The organism is Labilibacter marinus (genome assembly GCF_001659685.2).
GTDB classification, from domain to species: Bacteria; Bacteroidota; Bacteroidia; order Bacteroidales; family Marinilabiliaceae; genus Saccharicrinis; species Saccharicrinis marinus.
On sequence record NZ_LXYE02000033.1, the window covers coordinates 44,020 to 61,067 of the forward strand.

The following is a 17,048-nucleotide window of genomic DNA, read 5'->3' on the forward strand; positions in this document are numbered from 1 at the left end:
GCTTTTTAGAAGCTGCAAAGTTAATCTTTTATATGAAACGAGCCATCAGAAATAGTTATCGCATATGAGAACTGTAAAAATGGTGAGTTGCATGTAGTAATTGAAATTTATCTAAAAAAAAAAAGTTTTATTTTGGGTGTAAGTGTTCAGTAAATCAGTTATTTATGTTTTCCAATTAAATAATGTTTAATAAATATTAAAAAATAATAAACAAAAGCGAATTGATCGTGTTTAACTTTTGAATTTAATAATTAAACAAAAATAAACTGACATGTTTTCAATTTTATCGCGCGGTTCTGAAAGCAGTCAAAATTTAAGTCAACACTAAATAATACAATTATGAAAACTTTAAAATTTAATTGGTACTTCGCCTTAGCTTCAATATTAATGTTTAACCTAGCATTTACGGCTTGTGATGACGAAGATGATAACATGGAAAAGGAACCTAAAGAAGAGATGACTAATACCATTGTAGATATTGCTGTGGCCGAACCATCGTTCTCTATATTAGTAGATGCTCTTAGCAAAGCTAATTTAGTTTCAGCCTTAAACGGCTCAACAGAATATACCGTTTTTGCACCAACCGATGACGCTTTTCATGCTTTATTAACTGATCTTGGAGCTTCATCTTTAGATGATATTCCAACAGAGCAACTAAAAATGATTTTATTAAATCACGTGGTGAGCGGCAGTAATACCTCCAGTAGTTTATCTACAGGTTATTACTCATCCATTAGCGAAAAGCAAGACGGTTACTTCTATTCATTATACTTTAATAAAGAGAGTTTAATGATAAATGGAATGGCTAAAGTTACACAAGCTGATGTGATGGCAGATAATGGTATTATTCATATTGTAGATAAAGTTATTTTACCTGCATCTATTAAAGATCATGCCGTTGCCAACCCTGCACTGTCAAGTTTAACAGCTGCTGTTGTAAAGGCAGAGCTTGCTATGACATTGGATAATGATGACAATAACTTTACAGTTTTTGCTCCTACAGATGATGCTTTTGCTATGCTATTGGAAAACTTGGATGCCACCCTTGATGACTTATCGAAAGAAGATTTAACTCCCATATTGTTATATCACGTAGTTAATGCTTTTGTACCTGCAGCTAATGTTACCACTTCATATGTAAACACTTTAGCCATGGGGCAAGATAATTACCTAAGCATTAATATTGAGGTTGGAGATAATGGTGTGATGATTAATAATAAAGCCAAGGTTGTTTTAACAGATGTAGTAACTACTAATGGTGTTGTACATGTAATTGATAAAGTAATTATGCCTGGAACAGTGGTTGATGCTGCCATTAACAATAGCGCATTTTCAATATTAGTTGAGGCAGTTGTAAAGGCAGAATTAGCCACAACATTATCGGGAGAAGGAGCTTTTACCGTATTTGCGCCAACCAATGCAGCATTTGAAGATTTATTTGCAGAGTTAGAGGTAACTGGAATTGCAGATTTATCGAAAGAAGCTTTAACGCCTATATTGTTAGCTCATGTAGTTTCGGATAATGTTCGTTCAACAGATTTATCAAGTGGTACTGTTCCAACTTTAAACACCGAAAAATCAATAGTTATTGATATCAGCAATGGAGTAACTATCGATGGAGATATCAATGTAATTATTGCAGATGTTCAAGCCACAAATGGGGTGGTACACGCTATAGACAAGGTAATTGTTCCTTAATCGGGTTCAGTTGTTGACAGAAAGGTTGGTTATAGCCGAGTTGTATAACTGACCTTTCACTTTTTACGATATTCACTGTTTTTGCCAAATAAAAAATTAAATTTGATGAACAAAACTAAAACATCATCCGTTAGGAAAACAAACTTATCGGTTGTTAAAATGACAACCAATATATTACATCAAGTTGAAACAATGGCAGTATATTCTATTAAAGATTTAGAAAAAATATCAGGTATCAAAGCGCATACTATACGTATTTGGGAAAGAAGATATGGGGTAATTGAACCTATGCGGAGTGATACCAACATCAGGAAGTATAACGATAATGACCTCAAACGCATTTTAAATATTTCTATTCTAAATCAAAATGGTTTTAAAATATCTAAGATTGCCAATTTAGATAATGAACAGCTCAAAGAGAAGGTGATTGATTTGTCTTTGGATCATGGTAACACAAATGTTCAGGTAGAAAGTTTAGTGGTTTCTATGTTGGAACTTAATGAGCATAAGTTCAACAATGTTTTAACAACTTCTATTATTAAAAGAGGATTTGAGGACACGGTTGAAACTATCTTATTTCCTTTTTTAGATAGAATCGGTATTTTATGGCAAGCAGGAACCATTAATCCAGCGCAAGAACACTTTATCAGTAATTTAATTCGTCAAAAGATTATAGTGGCGATTGATAACGAAATGAGTGCAAAGGATAATGGTAAAAAAATAACCTTCTTCTTAGCGGAAAACGAATTGCATGAGATAGGGCTACTTTTTTATAGCTTGTTAGCTCGTAAAGAAGGATATGGTGTAGTTTACTTAGGTATGTCTGTTCCTTTTGAAGATTTAAAAGCCGTAAACGAGATACAGAAGGCCGATGCTTTTTTTACCTCATTTACTAGTCCTCCTTCAAAATCTGAGCTCGATGAAATTTTGACTTTTTACAAAAAAGAGTTTCCTAAAACACCATTTATGATTACTGGGCTTCAAGTAAAAAATAATGAAGACCAAGTTCCTTCAGGATTTCATTCTGTAACCAGTGCAAGCGATTTTAAATCGGTACTTAAATCTCTATAGTAATAATCGTAGCCTACTGTGTTAAAATAGTACTAAAATGCACAATGCTAATTAATTGTAAAATTATTGTAATTTTATGGAAGCAATAATAGGTTTGTATAATTATTGACTTATATTGCGAATGAATTGAAGTAAAAGATGCCTTTTTATAAAGCAGTGATATTCACTGTTTTTTTGTCGTAAAACTTTTAAAAAGCGACATGCTGGAGCTAATATCTTATACTAATAAATTATACAATGAACGAAATCTTAATTGGTAAAGGATTCGATGAAATCCGATTCGGAATGACTCGCGATGAGGTAAAAAAAATCTTAGGCGAACCAGATGAAATTGATAAGTACGCTAGTAGCGACGAGGCTGAAGACAACACAGAAGCTTATCATTATGATGAGCAAGAATTATCTGTATCATTTGATGAGATAGATGGTTGGAAGCTAGGTTCTATTGCTGTGAGTAGCCCTGATGCTCTTATAGAAGGACTTAAGCTAGTAGGGATTAATGATGAAGAACTACTTGAAAAAGTGGCAGGTCTTGAATTGGGTGACAATGAAAGAGAAGATGTTTCTTCGGAAGAAAGTCCGGACCATGAGGTGATTTCATTTTATGAATCGAGCATTAACTTTTGGATAGAGAATGGTGCAGTTACTGAAATTCAGTTTGGTCCACTTTGGGATGACCAAAATGAAGAAGTAATCTGGCCACAAGACTAGATAAACAAAGCTTTAAAATATAAAACCCCGTTTTGATGATTCAGAACGGGGTTTCTTTTTATGTAACAACTTTGTTATACTAAAATCTTAACCACTACCTTTTTTACAGGTTTCGATTCTTCAATTTTCATATTTGGTGCGTGTACGTCAGTAGGGAAGAATAAAGCAAACATACCTTCACTCATTTTCATCAAGCTTAATTCCGAATGATAGAATACCACATCTTTTTCAACATTGTAAGGAACCATTACCTCTTGGTCCTCTAAGGGTGCATATCCAATATATTCTTCACCTTTAACAATGTATTGTATATCTAAATATCGCTCATGCGCCTCTGGCTTTGCGTCAGGATGTTCTTTTGTATTATACTCGCTTACAATGGCAAATATATCATCTCCATCAACGTTATATTTACCTGCTTCAATGGTTTCAAAATCAATTTCTTCAAGAAACTCAAAGCCTTTTTTAATTCGTTCGTTTAAGCTTCTGTAGTGCTTAACGTTATCCAGACTATCTAGAATCATTTTTGCTTGTTTATAGGTTTATATTTTACGAGCAAAGATACATTTAAATTAGAGGGAGATGAAGTATAGATAATTAATATCGCAAAAAAGTATTTATATTTAGTTCTCCGTTTTAAAGCTTCATGAATTGTAGGTATTAAAACAGACTTTGTATCTAAAAACAATTTAACCGCTAAAATAAATGATTAGAAAAGATTACATCCTCCGAATGATTGAAGAAATTGGCAAAATGATTGCCGCAATGTTGGGTTTGTTGAAGAAAGAGCATATTCAACAAGCACAAAATATGTATGGAGAAGGATTAGAACGAGTTTTTGGCCTAAATGAAAATGATATGATGGAGAAGAGTATTAATGAGCTCAAAACCATTTTTGATATAAAATTCGGAGAAAGCTATGAGGGCTTAGAAATGGTGGCTAGCTTAATTTCTAGAGGCGGGGATATTCATTTAAAGAAAGGCGACGTGGAGAAAGCCAAAGCTTCCTACTTGCGTGCTCTTGAATTGTATAATATGGTTGAAATTGAGTCTGGAACTTTTTCTATAAATAGACAAGCTGATATGCAAAAAGTAACTCAACTGGTAGATCAGATTTAAGGTAAGAGTACGACTTGCTGTACCGAGAAGTGTGTTATGGGTATCTTAACTTTTATTTCCGTAGAGTTTGATTGTATAAAAATGTTACTTAACTTATAAAAATTAATTGGGAGCCAAAATCCAACCTAAATGGAGCAACAACTAAAGGAGATAAATACTGTTTATGATAGAATTCTAAATAATGGACTGCTGTTCGGTACCATATTAGGAGCTTTTGTGTACTCTATTAGTTGGATTACTTTTTACAGTGTTGAGCTGTACTTTAGTTATATTACAGATGCTGTAGTTCTCCTTTCTTTTTTTCTGGTATATTTTTTCAAAAAACGTATTTCTTTTAAGTATAAAACAATAGTTATTGTATTGGGCATCATAGGTCTTGTTGTGCCTGATTTACTCAAGTTAGGTTTAATGTCCGAAAACAAAGTATTATTGATCTTAATTCCTTTGTTTACGTATTTAGCTTTCGATATTAAAAGAACTATTGCTGTTTACCTATTAGTCATACTTATATTTATGACATGTGGTTATATGGTGGTCAATCAAATGTTGTTTGATTATCCAGAAATGGCACCACATCAAATGCAACTGACTACTTGGCTGGTAAATATCTTATTAATGTCGGTTGTGTCAGTCATATTTGTGATACTGGTAAAACAATTTCATGCCACGTTTTATGGATTGATCAATGACTTAAAAAAGACTAACAAGGAGCTTTCAATTAGTGAGGAGAATTACCGAAAAATATTTAATTCAGCTGTTGATGCTATTTTTATTCAAGATACTAAAGGAAATGTAGTTGATGTGAATGATGCCATGCTAGAAATGTATGGTTATAAGCGCGAAGAAATGGGTTTAATAAACCTAGAAAGAGCCAGTGCTCCTCTGCCTGAATATTCGCAAGAAAAAGTGATAGAGCATTTTAAACGGGCAGTAGAAAAAGGTAAAGCTGTATTTGATTGGATGGCACGGAAAAAGGATGGCACTTTGTTTTGGGTTGAAGTGGCCCTTCGGTTAACCAAAATTGGTGATGAGGAAAGAATATTGGCTGTGGTTAGAGATAATGATGAAAAAAAGAAAAATGCTATTCAGCTAGAAGTATATAAAGAGAAGTTGCAAGAACTGGTGTTAGAGCAAACCAATGAATTAAAAGAAGCTAATGAAGAATTATTGGTGACGAATAATAATTTAAACAACAAGAATGAAGAGCTAAGTAGTGCATATGATAAACTAAAAAATGCACAGGAAAGAATGATTCAAAGTGAGAAGTTAGCCTCTTTAGGGTTATTGGCTGCAGGTGTTGCGCATGAAATTAATAACCCCCTTAATTTTATTCAGGGTGGAGCAGTAGGGTTGGAAAACTACTTTAAAAATAACTATAGCAGTATGCCAGCTGATATAGAAGATATTCTATTTGCCATTAATGAAGGGGTTAGGCGATCTGCTACTATTGTTGATAGCTTAAGTCATTTTAGCAAAGGTTCTGATGCGGATAAAAAGGAAAAATGCGAATTGCACGAAATCATTGAACACTGTTTGGTTATTCTTAACAACAAGTACAAAAACAGAATTACAATAGTTAAGGATTGTACTTCGGATAACAGATTAACAAATTGCAACGAAGGTCAGCTACATCAGGTATTCCTAAATATCTTATCCAATTCCGTTCATGCCATTAAAGGCGAAGGAGAAATTAAATTATCTTCTAAAGTGGAGGGTGCATTTATAACGGTTACTATAGCGGACAATGGCTGTGGTATGGACAATGAAACGCTGACTCAAGTAACAGAACCCTTTTTTACCACCAAAGTGCCTGGCGAAGGAACAGGTTTAGGCATGTCTATTACCTCTAATATTATAGCAGAACATCAAGGGCAGTTATCTATTCATTCTGAATTAGGTAAGGGTACTATTGTTCGAGTTAGTCTACCTTTTTTATCCAATTAACCTTGATTAAGTTCTCCTATTGTAAAGAGGAGGTTTAATAAAGTACTTCTAACTTTAAGTACTTTATAAATTTTCAACTAATTGAGCTGCTTGATCTTTTTAGATTGCTTTACCAATTTGTTGCTTACTGCAGCAATATTATACTTTAAACGTAAATACTGTCTTTCTTCATTTGGTTCAGAATTATCAATAATGTTTTTTAGCTTAATCAAAACTGGTTTCAATGAACTAATTTTGCGATCATCATTATTTTTAATTTTCTCGGCTGTTTTATTGAGTGTTTCTTCAATAATGACATCGAATTCGTTATTTAAGCTGGTATATTTTTTTTCATCGTAAAACGCACCCAGTGCCGATAAGTGGGAAAGCAAGGCGTGATTCAGGTAGGTGAGCGTAAATGTTTTATTTGTAGCATGCTCTCTTTTTTTAGGTTCTACCTGCATACTTTGCCAAGCTAGTGTTAAGGCATTATCCGATTTGTGAGCTAACCTTCTGGCTAATCTATAATCATAATCATCGTTCTGGTTCTCCGTATTTTCAGTGATCTGCTTAAAATAAAAAGCATTGTTTTGTAAGGCTTGTGCTAGTAAGTTAGGAATCTGTTTGTGTTGCCAATTGGGCCACAAGAAGCGAATAGCTAAAAAGGAAAATAAGGCGCCAGCTAAGGTGTCCATTATGCGAGGGATAAATATGCCTTCCAGCGTAATAGAAGTGAGTTGATTGCCAGCCAATACAAATATACTAATGAATACAACAGCATAGGAATAATTCAGATGTCGCCAGTAGAAAAAGCTATAGATACTAGTCAATAACAATAATATTTGTCCTACCTGAGTTGGTAAAAGACCTAAAGCGAGAATACCTAAACCAACGCCAGTGACGGTTCCAATAATTCTATCAAAGAGTTTCTTCCGTGTTTCGCTATACGTAGGTTGACTCACGAATAATGTGGTAAGCATCATCCATTCTCCTTTTGGTAATTTAAAGTACCAAATCAATAAATACTCAATTAAAAAACAAGAACTCAGTCTGATGGCATACCTTAAACGAGGATGGCTCCAGGATAGTTGGTACGTAAATCGTTTCCACGCACTTCTAGTATCTTGCCCTAGGCGTGGTATAGATGTACTTCGCTCTGGCTTATTTAGGTTACTCAAGGATTGATGAGATCGGGTTAAGTTGTGTAAGAGTAATTCCAGCAACTGTTTGTCGTGCTCTGGTAATTTATCAATTTCAAACTCCAGTGCATTTACAATCCAGCCAATAGAAACGGGGTGTTCATATTTTTCGCCAGTGAGCATTTTTTCGGCCACAAGCTGGGTGGCATGCGATAGCTGATGAAGCAACTCAGAAAAGCCTTCTAATAATTCTTTATATTCAGCTTTACTACCTAATTCCTCATATTCTTCATGCGCTGAAGCAGCTCTTTCGTGCAAACTCTGCAATAGCATAAAGCGTTGAAGGTAAGGAATCAATTTTTTTTGATCGGATACTTCTTCAGAATATATATTAATGACTTCTTTACACTTTTCTAGTGCGGTTACCACTTGTATATTTAAGATGGCTTGTTTGTTGGCTTGTTCTGATTTTTCGTAAGGGAAATTATTGGCTTTCTCTTCCAGGTAGTTAGAGAGGGCAATAAAACCTCCCGATAACTGTTCCTCTAAGGGCCGCCAAGGTTTACGAGCCAATAAAATCAAGGATAATAAACCATAAAATAAAGCCCCTGCGCATAGATATAAGGATTGCTCGTGCCAATTGTGTTGCTCTTGATATCCGAGCATGGCGTATATGCCAATTAAAACAGCACCGTACGATATGCCTCTGTAGCGCTCACTTATTCCGCCAATTAAAACAAACAAAATGGTGGATGCAATAAAGCCTATGCCAAAATATACAGGGTAGGGTTTTAGTAGGAAGACGGATAAGGTGGTGATGGCAAAACTTACAATAGTAATGACGAGTGCTTTATATCTCCCTTTAGGGTGGTCATCTGTTTCGGATAGAGCTGCAGCAACAACACCTAACGATAAAGCTACCATCATATTTAGGTTTCCCCAAACAATAGCAGGAATAGCCACCACTGTTGTGGTTATCATCACTTTTGCAGCGGTTAAGCGGTTGGGGTTTTTCCAAAATCCACGAATCAGTCTTTGATACCAGCTTTTACCCTTTGTTTTTATTGCTCCGTCTATCATGGCCATATTTTATGCAAAGAAATTGTTTTTAAATTACTTTTTTACCATCTATACTAGGATTGTTTATATTTAGCTTTGATTATGCTAAAATAAAACTGGAGGAGAGGTCTGACTAAAAAGATGTTTTTATTCGGTTTAGTTAAAAAATAATGACTAATAGACAACCATGATGGACTATATAAAAATTAATCAAAACCTTTGGGATAAAAGAACCGATATTCATGTTGAATCGGATTTTTATAATGTAGGTGAGTTTAAAGAAGGAAAGGATTCTTTAAATTCTATTGAAATTGAATTGCTTGGAGATATTAAGGGTAAAAAGATATTACACTTACAATGTCATTTTGGTATGGATACCTTATCATTGGCTCGACGTGGAGCTGAAGTTACCGGAGTTGACTTATCTTCAAAGGCCATTTCTAAAGCATGTGAATTAAATGAAGAACTAGGTTTGTCTGCAAAATTTATTCAGAGTGATATTTACCAGCTACCTGAAGTATTGGATGAGCAGTTTGATATTGTTTTTACTTCGTACGGTACCATCGGGTGGTTGCCTGATATGAAAAAATGGGCCGATGTTGTTGCGAAGTTTTTAAAACCTGGAGGTCAATTTCTCATTGTAGAGTTTCATCCGGTAGTTTGGATGTTTAGCTATGACTTTAAAAAAGTAGAATATGGCTATTTTAATACAGGAGCAATTGTGGAAGAGCTGGAAGGAACTTATACTGATGCCAAAGATGAGATTAAAGAAAAAGAGGTATCATGGAATCATGGTTTATGCGAAGTTCAAGATGCTTTAATAAAGTCTGGACTAACCTTGAGAGATTTAAAAGAGTTTGACTATTCGCCGTACAACTGTTTCGAAAATACCATTGAGTTGGCTTCTAATCAATTTCAGATAAAAGGCATGGAAGGAAAAATACCGATGGTATATTCCATAGTGGCGACAAAGTAAATATGTAAAAATATAGATATTTGGATGATTGGTTTTAATGTATTTAATTTGTACTCAATAATCATTCTAAATAAGAGTGTAATTATTTTAATTATTGAGTACAGATATGGAAAATATATTATTAGAAAATGAAATAGTTGAAGAACGAATGGATATTAAAGAACCCAAAGAAAGAAAACGTTTTTCAACCAAGAAGGAGCCTAAAAAAACTTTTACCAATTTTCAACGAAACCAGTATAGAGCATTATTTAGCTCCATGGCACTATCCGACCGTAAGTCAATGATATTAGTGAGGATTAATACAACCTTATTATCATTATTAATAGCATTTCACGGGTATATTGCCCAAAATGTTCCGTTTGGTAATTGGGTAGTTATAGTTGCTGTTTTAGGAACAGGTGTTTCTTTAATTGCTGGTCTATTGTCTTCTAAACCTGGTGGTATAAGAAAGACGCTGAAACAACAAATATTAGTGCACCATCCCAATCTAAAATCTAATGTATTGCTTCATTTTGATACTCCAACACTTGAGGAATATGAAGAGGCGATGGATGAGGTTGTAAGAAGTCAATCCTTACAAATAGGTAATCAAACCCGTACAACATATTTAATAAATAACATGTTGTTGCGTCAGTATAAATGGTTGTCTTTTTCGTACAATGCATTTATTACCACCTTTATTGTTGTAATAAGTATTTTTCTTGTGGGAAGTTTAGTTGCTTAATAAAGTTCTACAAAGTGTTCTGCTATGTTGAATACTTTAGTCATCTAACAAGTATGTAATAATCTGAGTTCGATTAAAATTAAAGAGCTCAGATTTTCTTAGATGATTGATTTACAATTCAAATTTGAGAAGCATAGCGAGCTATGGTGAGAAAATTTAAAGCAGTAAATTGATTATATAAGAAAAAACAATGTTGTTTCACTTATAAACATCAATTTTCATCGTCATATTAGTTTGTCGTAGCCCGCTACGTCTTTACTAACATTCCTTGAAGCTTAATATTTATAAGTGATCTGAGCCAATAATTTTATGTCGAAATCGGGTTAATAGTTACTATGAAGTTTTCGGAAAACGCTTTTCTGAATATATCATCAGTAAAATCGCCAGCATTAAAAAGACTACACCAACAGCATAGGTAAAACTAAAGCCAAACCATTCGTATAGTTTAATACCAATAATGGGAGCAAATAAAGCTCTGGAGCCTGTTAAAAATAAATGTACCGATTGGTAGTCGGCAGCCTCATGTGGTTCGCAAAAATAGCTACTCCCAATTCCCCATAAAATAGGCATACTCCCCATAAAAATGCCGTTAAATATTACTGCTATTAAAAGCATGTGGTACAGCTTTAACCCCCAAATCTCATTGAAGCCAGTGTAATACTCCGTAAGTCCTGTAAATACAATAAACATCATTAATGCCCCAAAGGTGAGGATACCAAAGCGGCGAGGGTCATTTTTACCAATGAGCTTACCAAATAAGGGTAAAAGCAAAATGGCAAATAGGTTGTATGCATTGTTGTAAAAGGAAACCGATGAGTAATTTAAGTCTAATGCTTCCTTATAAAAGATGGTAATAACGGCATGTGTACTCATCCAAGCAAAACCGTAAAGGATAAATCCAATTTCCAAGTGACGGAACGCTGTATTATTCCTTAAAATAGAAAGAATTCGCTTAAAGGATTCACCAAGTGCTTTAGAAATAGGTGTTGATTTGGGTTCTACTTTCTGATTAAAATCAATTCGAGTAAGCTGAAAAATTGAAAGTACACCAAGTATCCCAACAATAGGATAAAAAATACGGTACGAATTTGGGTCGTAATCCAATAATAGACCAACCGCAAAAGTCGATACCATTACTAATATCTTATTAAGCGTAGTTGAATAGCTGAATAATTTACCAAAATTCTCATGTCTGTAATTCCCCTTTAAATATTGATTAATAGAAGGAATAACAGCAATTTGGGAAGAGTAGAATAAAAGAAATACACCCAAAAATAAGAAATGAAATTTAGGTGATAAACCAACATCTTCGTTAACTGCAGGAAATATTGAAAATATAACCAATGGCAAACGTGTTAATACGCCTACGGTCCGCAATAGCTTTTTACGATTAGGATAACGCCGCATGATTTCGTTGGCTAGCATAGCAAACAAAAATACCACCATACTAAACTGAAAAAGAAAAGCCAACTGTACGTTAGAGCCCTTTAGGGATTTAATAAAAATAAACTCATTTAAAATGAGGGCACCACGAGCCACTCCATCAATACTACTATAAAATAAATGTAGTTTAAAAGCTTTGCGTTCTGTGTTGTTGAGTTGTTGTAGTATCTGCATATATGTATTGAAGTGGCGCAAAAATACGGATTATAAAAAGAGCAAGGAAGAGGTGTTGGATTATTTAAAGTAATTTAAGATGTTTATATTGTATTTGAATTTTACTGTAAACTTAATACGTAAGAATATTGAAAGGAATTGGTTCACATATGCCCATTGAAAAAAGACGATTTATACATAGCCTTATTTTTCCCACCTTGTTTTTACTGGTTATTTATGTCGTTAAATTAGTAGAAACACTCGAAGGTATTTCATTTGCTGAATATGGTGTTCGACCATATAGTAAAGAGGGATTATGGGGAATTATATTGGCTCCACTTATCCATGGCGACTGGGATCACTTGTTTTCTAACTCTGCATCTATATTTGTGCTAAGTCTCGCTTTGTTTTATTTCTACAACAAAATAGCCTATAAAGTATTTTTTTTAATTTATCTGATGGGCGGTATAGGTGTATGGCTAGCAGCGCGCGACTCCTGGCATATTGGTGCGAGTGGCATCATCTATGGCTTAAGTGGATTTTTGGCAGTCAGTGGTATCATCCGAAAACACATTCGTTTGGTAGCCATCTCTTTTTTGGTCATCTTTTTATACGGAAGTTTATTCTGGGGAGCCTTTCCTTTTGAAATAAATATGCCCTACTCGTGGGAAGGTCATTTTTGGGGAGGATTAGCCGGTGTATTAGTTGCTCTGGTATATCGTAACGAAGGTCCGCAACAACCTCGTTCTCCTTTGGAAGATGAGGAGGATGAAGAGGTGGATGAGGAAGATGCTTACTGGCTAAAAACCGATATTGAACCCTAATTAAACGTTTTATTTCTCCAAATAAGGAGGTTTGATAAATGTGATATTTCTATAATGTCTAGTCTTGAAATAAGGTTTCAACAAGAAATATGCAATAGAAGACAGGATTAATAGTTTAATCAATAAATAAAATCTGGTCTTAGGTAAAACGCCAATTAAAAAAGTTACCGTAATATTACTGTAACTTTTTGTGCTTGTAAGTGCCTGTATTGCAGTAGGTAATAATTTGATCAATTCAAAAAACTACTTTGTAAAATCCTGAAAATACCCTTATAATTCCACTTTTAGCCGGAAATCGGCATTTTGATTCCAGTTTTTACCCAAAAACGACTATTATGATTCCACTTTTCCTCGTTTTTGCACTTTATCGTACTTTTCTTCGGGACCGCTTCGCAAAACCTTCGTAACCGCTTCGCATTTCTTCGCAGCTTGTTCGCAAACTGTTCACAAAAGCTTCGCCTTATAATTGCGAATATTCTGTGAAGCTCATGTGAGTAAATTGCGATGGTATATAAAAGTAGGAGCGACGTATATACCATTCTTTATTTAAAATTAATCTACCATTGAAATATTAGATAATATTGAGTGTAATTTATATGTTTATATACATCATATAAGGCGTACAATAAGATTGTTTGTTTATTAATCGAAAGATAAGTAGGAATTAAAAAATAGAAGAATAGTGATAAGTAGTTCAAATATAAAATCTTGGTTAAGTTATTGGAAAAAAACACTAATTGATGTTGATAGAAAAAGAATTGATGTTACCACATATCCAATACCTGTAGAATCTTACTTTATAAAGCAAGCACCTCAAAAGCATGCGAGATTCTTATGGAATGCATCTCAGACAAATAAAGAAACACAATGCATCAATGTTGACATATGCCCCTGTTCAATACAGTCGGAATTTGAACATGCAAAATCAAAAGAACTTGAAGAAGAAGTGTTTTATCCTTTCTGGATTCCTGCAATCATGTACAAAGACGGAACACTTGCTCCTCAAAAATCAAACAAAGGAGTAGCTAAACCCTTCTTTGTAAGAGAATATCTGAATCCTAATCCGAAAGATACCTACAGAATCGCATCAATCAAAGATGTTGACACAGCCCTTCAGAAAGTCGAATTTAAAGATGAATCATGGAATTCTTATTGGGAGAAATGTGAATCTTTCTTTTCAATTATTACAGGAAAAAGTTTTGAGGAATTCAATGTAAAGCATGAAAAACACATTTTCATCCAAAAAGGTGAGTTAAGAGGATTGACAGAAAATATTAGAAAACTCTATAACAGACTTGAAGATACTCCTCCAGATAGGAGTTTACTTAATAATCTTGTAGATACAGAAAAAATTGTATTTTCAAATATTCCTAAGAAATCCGAAGTCGTTAGAAATAGGAACCACATTGGTCAAATGAGTGGCGAATTTCCTTTGTCTGTATCACAGAGAGAAAGTATTGCATGTTTCAATTTGTTGAAAGAATCAAATGTTTTAGCAGTAAATGGTCCTCCAGGGACTGGAAAGACTACGTTTTTACAGTCAGTTGTAGCTAATAGTGTTGTTTCTACCGTAATAAATCAACAAAGACCTGAATTAATAATCGCTTGCTCGGCAAACAATCAAGCAATCACAAATATTCTCGACAGCTTCGTACTTGACTCAAAAGATAAATTAACACAACGTTGGTTGCCCGATTTGACTTCTTTAGGTTTGTATTTATCTACGAATGAAAACAAAAAATACCAAACATGTACTTCCGAGTTCGGAAATGGCTTTCTAAATGATTTTGAAAGTGCCAATGTCGAAGATAAAAAAGAGCACTTTTTAAAAGAGTTTAAAGCATATCTTGGAGAAAGTGATAACATAGAAGAATGCAAATCAAAATTACTAAGTATAGTACAATTAAAAGTTTATAACATAAAAGAGAGCCTTGAGATTGCCGAAGAATTTGAAACTATTAGTCCACTATTGAAGGAAGCTGGATTTTCCAGCCCAGATGAATTATTTGAAAAGATTTCCTCATTTCAAGACAATATCAATCAAACAAATACTGAAATCCAACAAACATCTGTTGTAGAGGAAAAACTTACGGAAGCGAAAGAAAATCAACCATTTCTTCAAAAAGTTTTTTCTTTTCTTGCAAAATTCAAGAAACGTAGAGCTTCTCTATTTCAAAGAGTGCTTTTAGATATTAATTTAGATAATGTTCCTGACTACAGTAATTACAACGCTTTGATTTATTTGCTTAATGAAAGGATTATAGCTAAAACCAATTTAATTAAGCAGTATAACTTTGAATTAATTCCATTAGTTGAATTAAAAAACAAAACAGAGGAATTAAAATCCAATTATTTAACCTGCCTTAGCAATTGGAACGACAATTATGGTGAAATGCTAATTAAGCTTCAAGCTATGACAGGTAAAGAATATAAAGATTTGCACCCCTTGGAAGATATGCAGGTCAGAATGGATTTTTCTTATCGTTATGAAGCATTTTGGTATGCAATACATTTTCGAGAGGCAGAATACTTGATAAACTTAGAAGCAAAGCAAGAAAAGAATAGCAAAGATAAAGAGAGAGGTAAAATAGGATACAAAGAAAAATTGCAACGGTTTGCAGGAGTTACACCTATTTATATTTCTACTTTTCACTCCATTCCAAGGTTCAGTACATTCTATAACAATGCAGAAGGTGAAAAAGCATATTTTGATTTATTTGATTTGCTAATCGTTGATGAAGCAGGTCAGGTTGCTCCCGATATCGCCATTCCTTCATTTTCTTTGGCAAAAAAAGCTATTGTTGTAGGTGATGTATTTCAGATAGAACCAGTGTGGTCAGTCGAAGAAAAACTAGATATCGTTAATCTAAAAATGAATAACTTATTATTTGAAAATGCTTCAGATGAAACAATCAATTCCTATAAAGACTCAGGGAAGCTCTGCTCTTCAGGCAATATTATGAAATTAGCACAAAGAGCATGTTTTGTTAAAGATGGAGATGAAGGAGGTACGCTTTTAAAAGAGCATAGAAGATGCCCTGACAAAATCATTTCTTATTCTAACAGGAATGTTTATCAAAATAAATTGATTTTAACGAAAGGAAATAAGAGAAAAGCTAACACTGACCTCCCATTAAAAGGGTTCATGCATATTGATAGTGCTAGTGAGAAGATTGGAAATAGTAGAAGAAACATTCAAGATGCAATTATAATTGCTAAATGGATTGAAAATAAAAGGTTAGAACTTGAAAATTCCTTTGGGAAAAAGCCAATCTCGGATGTTTTGGCAATAGTTACTCCTTATAAATCACAAGCTTCACTTATTAAAAATGAGTTATTGAAATTAAATAAGAAAGTTTATGCAAAGATAATATCAGGTACTGTGCATGCTTTACAAGGTGCTGAAATTGATGTCGTTATTTTTTCAACGGTTCTTACTCCAGGTAATAGTACTTTCTTTGCAGATAACCTTAATATGCTTAATGTTGCTGTATCTAGGGCTAAATCAAGTTTTTTGGTTTTTGGTAATTTGAACACAATAGACGCAACAAAAAACAATCCTTTGGGGCGTTTAAAACAATGGCTACAGGAAGATGAAGACTGTGAACTTTCAAACAAAATTATATTTGATAGCAAAGAAACTGAAGATGGTGTAAAGCGAATAAATGATTTGAAAACACATGTAGGCACACTAAATCGGGCATTTGAAATTGCAAAATCAGAATTGATAATAGTTTCTCCATTTATTTCATCAAATGCAATAGAATGTGAAGCGCTTAAATGCTTCGATAATAGTGCGAAGGAAACGATAAATTCTATTGAGATAGAATCTGTTAAAAAACAATTAAGAGCTACGGTAAATAAAGGTGTGAAAGTCTTAATAATTACTGATTCAACACTTGATACAAATAACAATCAATTAAAACCTAATGCTAAAAAAGGTCGTGAAATAATTGAACAAAGCGGAGCTAAGTTAAAGCTTGTAGATGGCATACATAGCAAAACCATAATAATTGACAATGATATTATAATAGACGGTTCATTTAATTGGTTTTCGGCTCTACGTGATGAACAAAGTAAGTACTTTAGAGAAGAATCTTCCATTGTTGTGAAAGGTGAGCCAGCCAAAACAATGATTAAAAAGGCTAAAGCATATTTAACTAAGGTGGTTAAATAGCTTAAGGGTTGATGGTGTAGGTGTTTGTTTA

General features: G+C 33.8%; 12 protein-coding genes. 9 read left to right on the forward strand and 3 right to left on the reverse strand.

Annotated elements, in window-relative coordinates:
• Positions 1-339 precede the first annotated feature (339 nt).
• The 3 genes from A8L32_RS13445 to A8L32_RS13455 all read left to right on the forward strand — a co-directional run bounded on the left by A8L32_RS13445 (position 340) and on the right by A8L32_RS13455 (position 3,480).
• Entirely contained in the window at positions 340-1,698 is a 1,359-nt protein-coding gene (locus A8L32_RS13445) for a fasciclin domain-containing protein (protein WP_075590743.1), read from the forward strand.
• A 105-nt stretch (positions 1,699-1,803) separates the two neighbouring features.
• On the forward strand, positions 1,804-2,769 hold the full coding sequence (locus tag A8L32_RS13450) for a MerR family transcriptional regulator (protein WP_233145488.1): 966 nt from the start codon (positions 1,804-1,806) through the stop codon (positions 2,767-2,769).
• A 237-nt stretch (positions 2,770-3,006) separates the two neighbouring features.
• Positions 3,007-3,480, forward strand: a complete 474-nt coding sequence (locus A8L32_RS13455) for a DUF3862 domain-containing protein (RefSeq protein WP_075590744.1) — start codon at positions 3,007-3,009, stop codon at positions 3,478-3,480.
• A gap of 74 nt (positions 3,481-3,554) precedes the next feature.
• Here the strand turns inward: A8L32_RS13455 and A8L32_RS13460 are convergent, their stop codons facing one another.
• Positions 3,555-4,004, reverse strand: coding sequence for a YhcH/YjgK/YiaL family protein (locus A8L32_RS13460; RefSeq protein WP_075590745.1), 450 nt, complete (start codon positions 4,002-4,004; stop codon positions 3,555-3,557).
• A gap of 181 nt (positions 4,005-4,185) precedes the next feature.
• On the opposite strand from A8L32_RS13460, the gene A8L32_RS13465 reads away from it, so the two are divergent.
• Positions 4,186-4,599 (forward strand): hypothetical protein, encoded by a 414-nt coding sequence (locus tag A8L32_RS13465; protein ID WP_143525097.1) that lies wholly within the window; start codon positions 4,186-4,188, stop codon positions 4,597-4,599.
• 129 nt (positions 4,600-4,728) lie between these two features.
• Positions 4,729-6,543 (forward strand): sensor histidine kinase, encoded by a 1,815-nt coding sequence (locus A8L32_RS13470; protein WP_075590747.1) that lies wholly within the window; start codon positions 4,729-4,731, stop codon positions 6,541-6,543.
• Positions 6,544-6,620: 77 nt separating this feature from the next.
• Here A8L32_RS13470 and A8L32_RS13475 read toward each other — a convergent pair whose 3' ends face one another.
• The gene (locus A8L32_RS13475) at positions 6,621-8,741 is read right to left on the reverse strand and encodes an FUSC family membrane protein (RefSeq protein ID WP_075590798.1); all 2,121 of its coding nucleotides are present in this window, start codon (positions 8,739-8,741) and stop codon (positions 6,621-6,623) included.
• 169 nt (positions 8,742-8,910) lie between these two features.
• On the opposite strand from A8L32_RS13475, the gene A8L32_RS13480 reads away from it, so the two are divergent.
• A complete protein-coding gene (locus A8L32_RS13480) occupies positions 8,911-9,696 on the forward strand; it encodes a class I SAM-dependent methyltransferase (RefSeq protein WP_198931782.1) in 786 nt (261 codons plus the stop codon).
• 106 nt (positions 9,697-9,802) lie between these two features.
• Positions 9,803-10,420 carry a Pycsar system effector family protein gene (locus tag A8L32_RS13485; protein WP_075590749.1) on the forward strand — a complete coding sequence of 206 codons (618 nt, stop codon included), beginning with the start codon at positions 9,803-9,805 and terminating at the stop codon, positions 10,418-10,420.
• Between the two features lie 333 nt (positions 10,421-10,753).
• Here A8L32_RS13485 and A8L32_RS13490 read toward each other — a convergent pair whose 3' ends face one another.
• A complete protein-coding gene (locus A8L32_RS13490) occupies positions 10,754-12,037 on the reverse strand; it encodes an MFS transporter (protein WP_075590750.1) in 1,284 nt (427 codons plus the stop codon).
• A gap of 128 nt (positions 12,038-12,165) precedes the next feature.
• Here A8L32_RS13490 and A8L32_RS13495 point away from each other — a divergent pair, with 128 nt between their 5' ends.
• Both A8L32_RS13495 and A8L32_RS13500 read left to right on the forward strand, forming a co-directional pair.
• A complete protein-coding gene (locus A8L32_RS13495) occupies positions 12,166-12,840 on the forward strand; it encodes a rhomboid family intramembrane serine protease (RefSeq protein WP_233145489.1) in 675 nt (224 codons plus the stop codon).
• Positions 12,841-13,522: 682 nt separating this feature from the next.
• Entirely contained in the window at positions 13,523-17,017 is a 3,495-nt protein-coding gene (locus A8L32_RS13500) for an AAA domain-containing protein (protein WP_075590751.1), read from the forward strand.
• Positions 17,018-17,048: the final 31 nt, after the last annotated feature.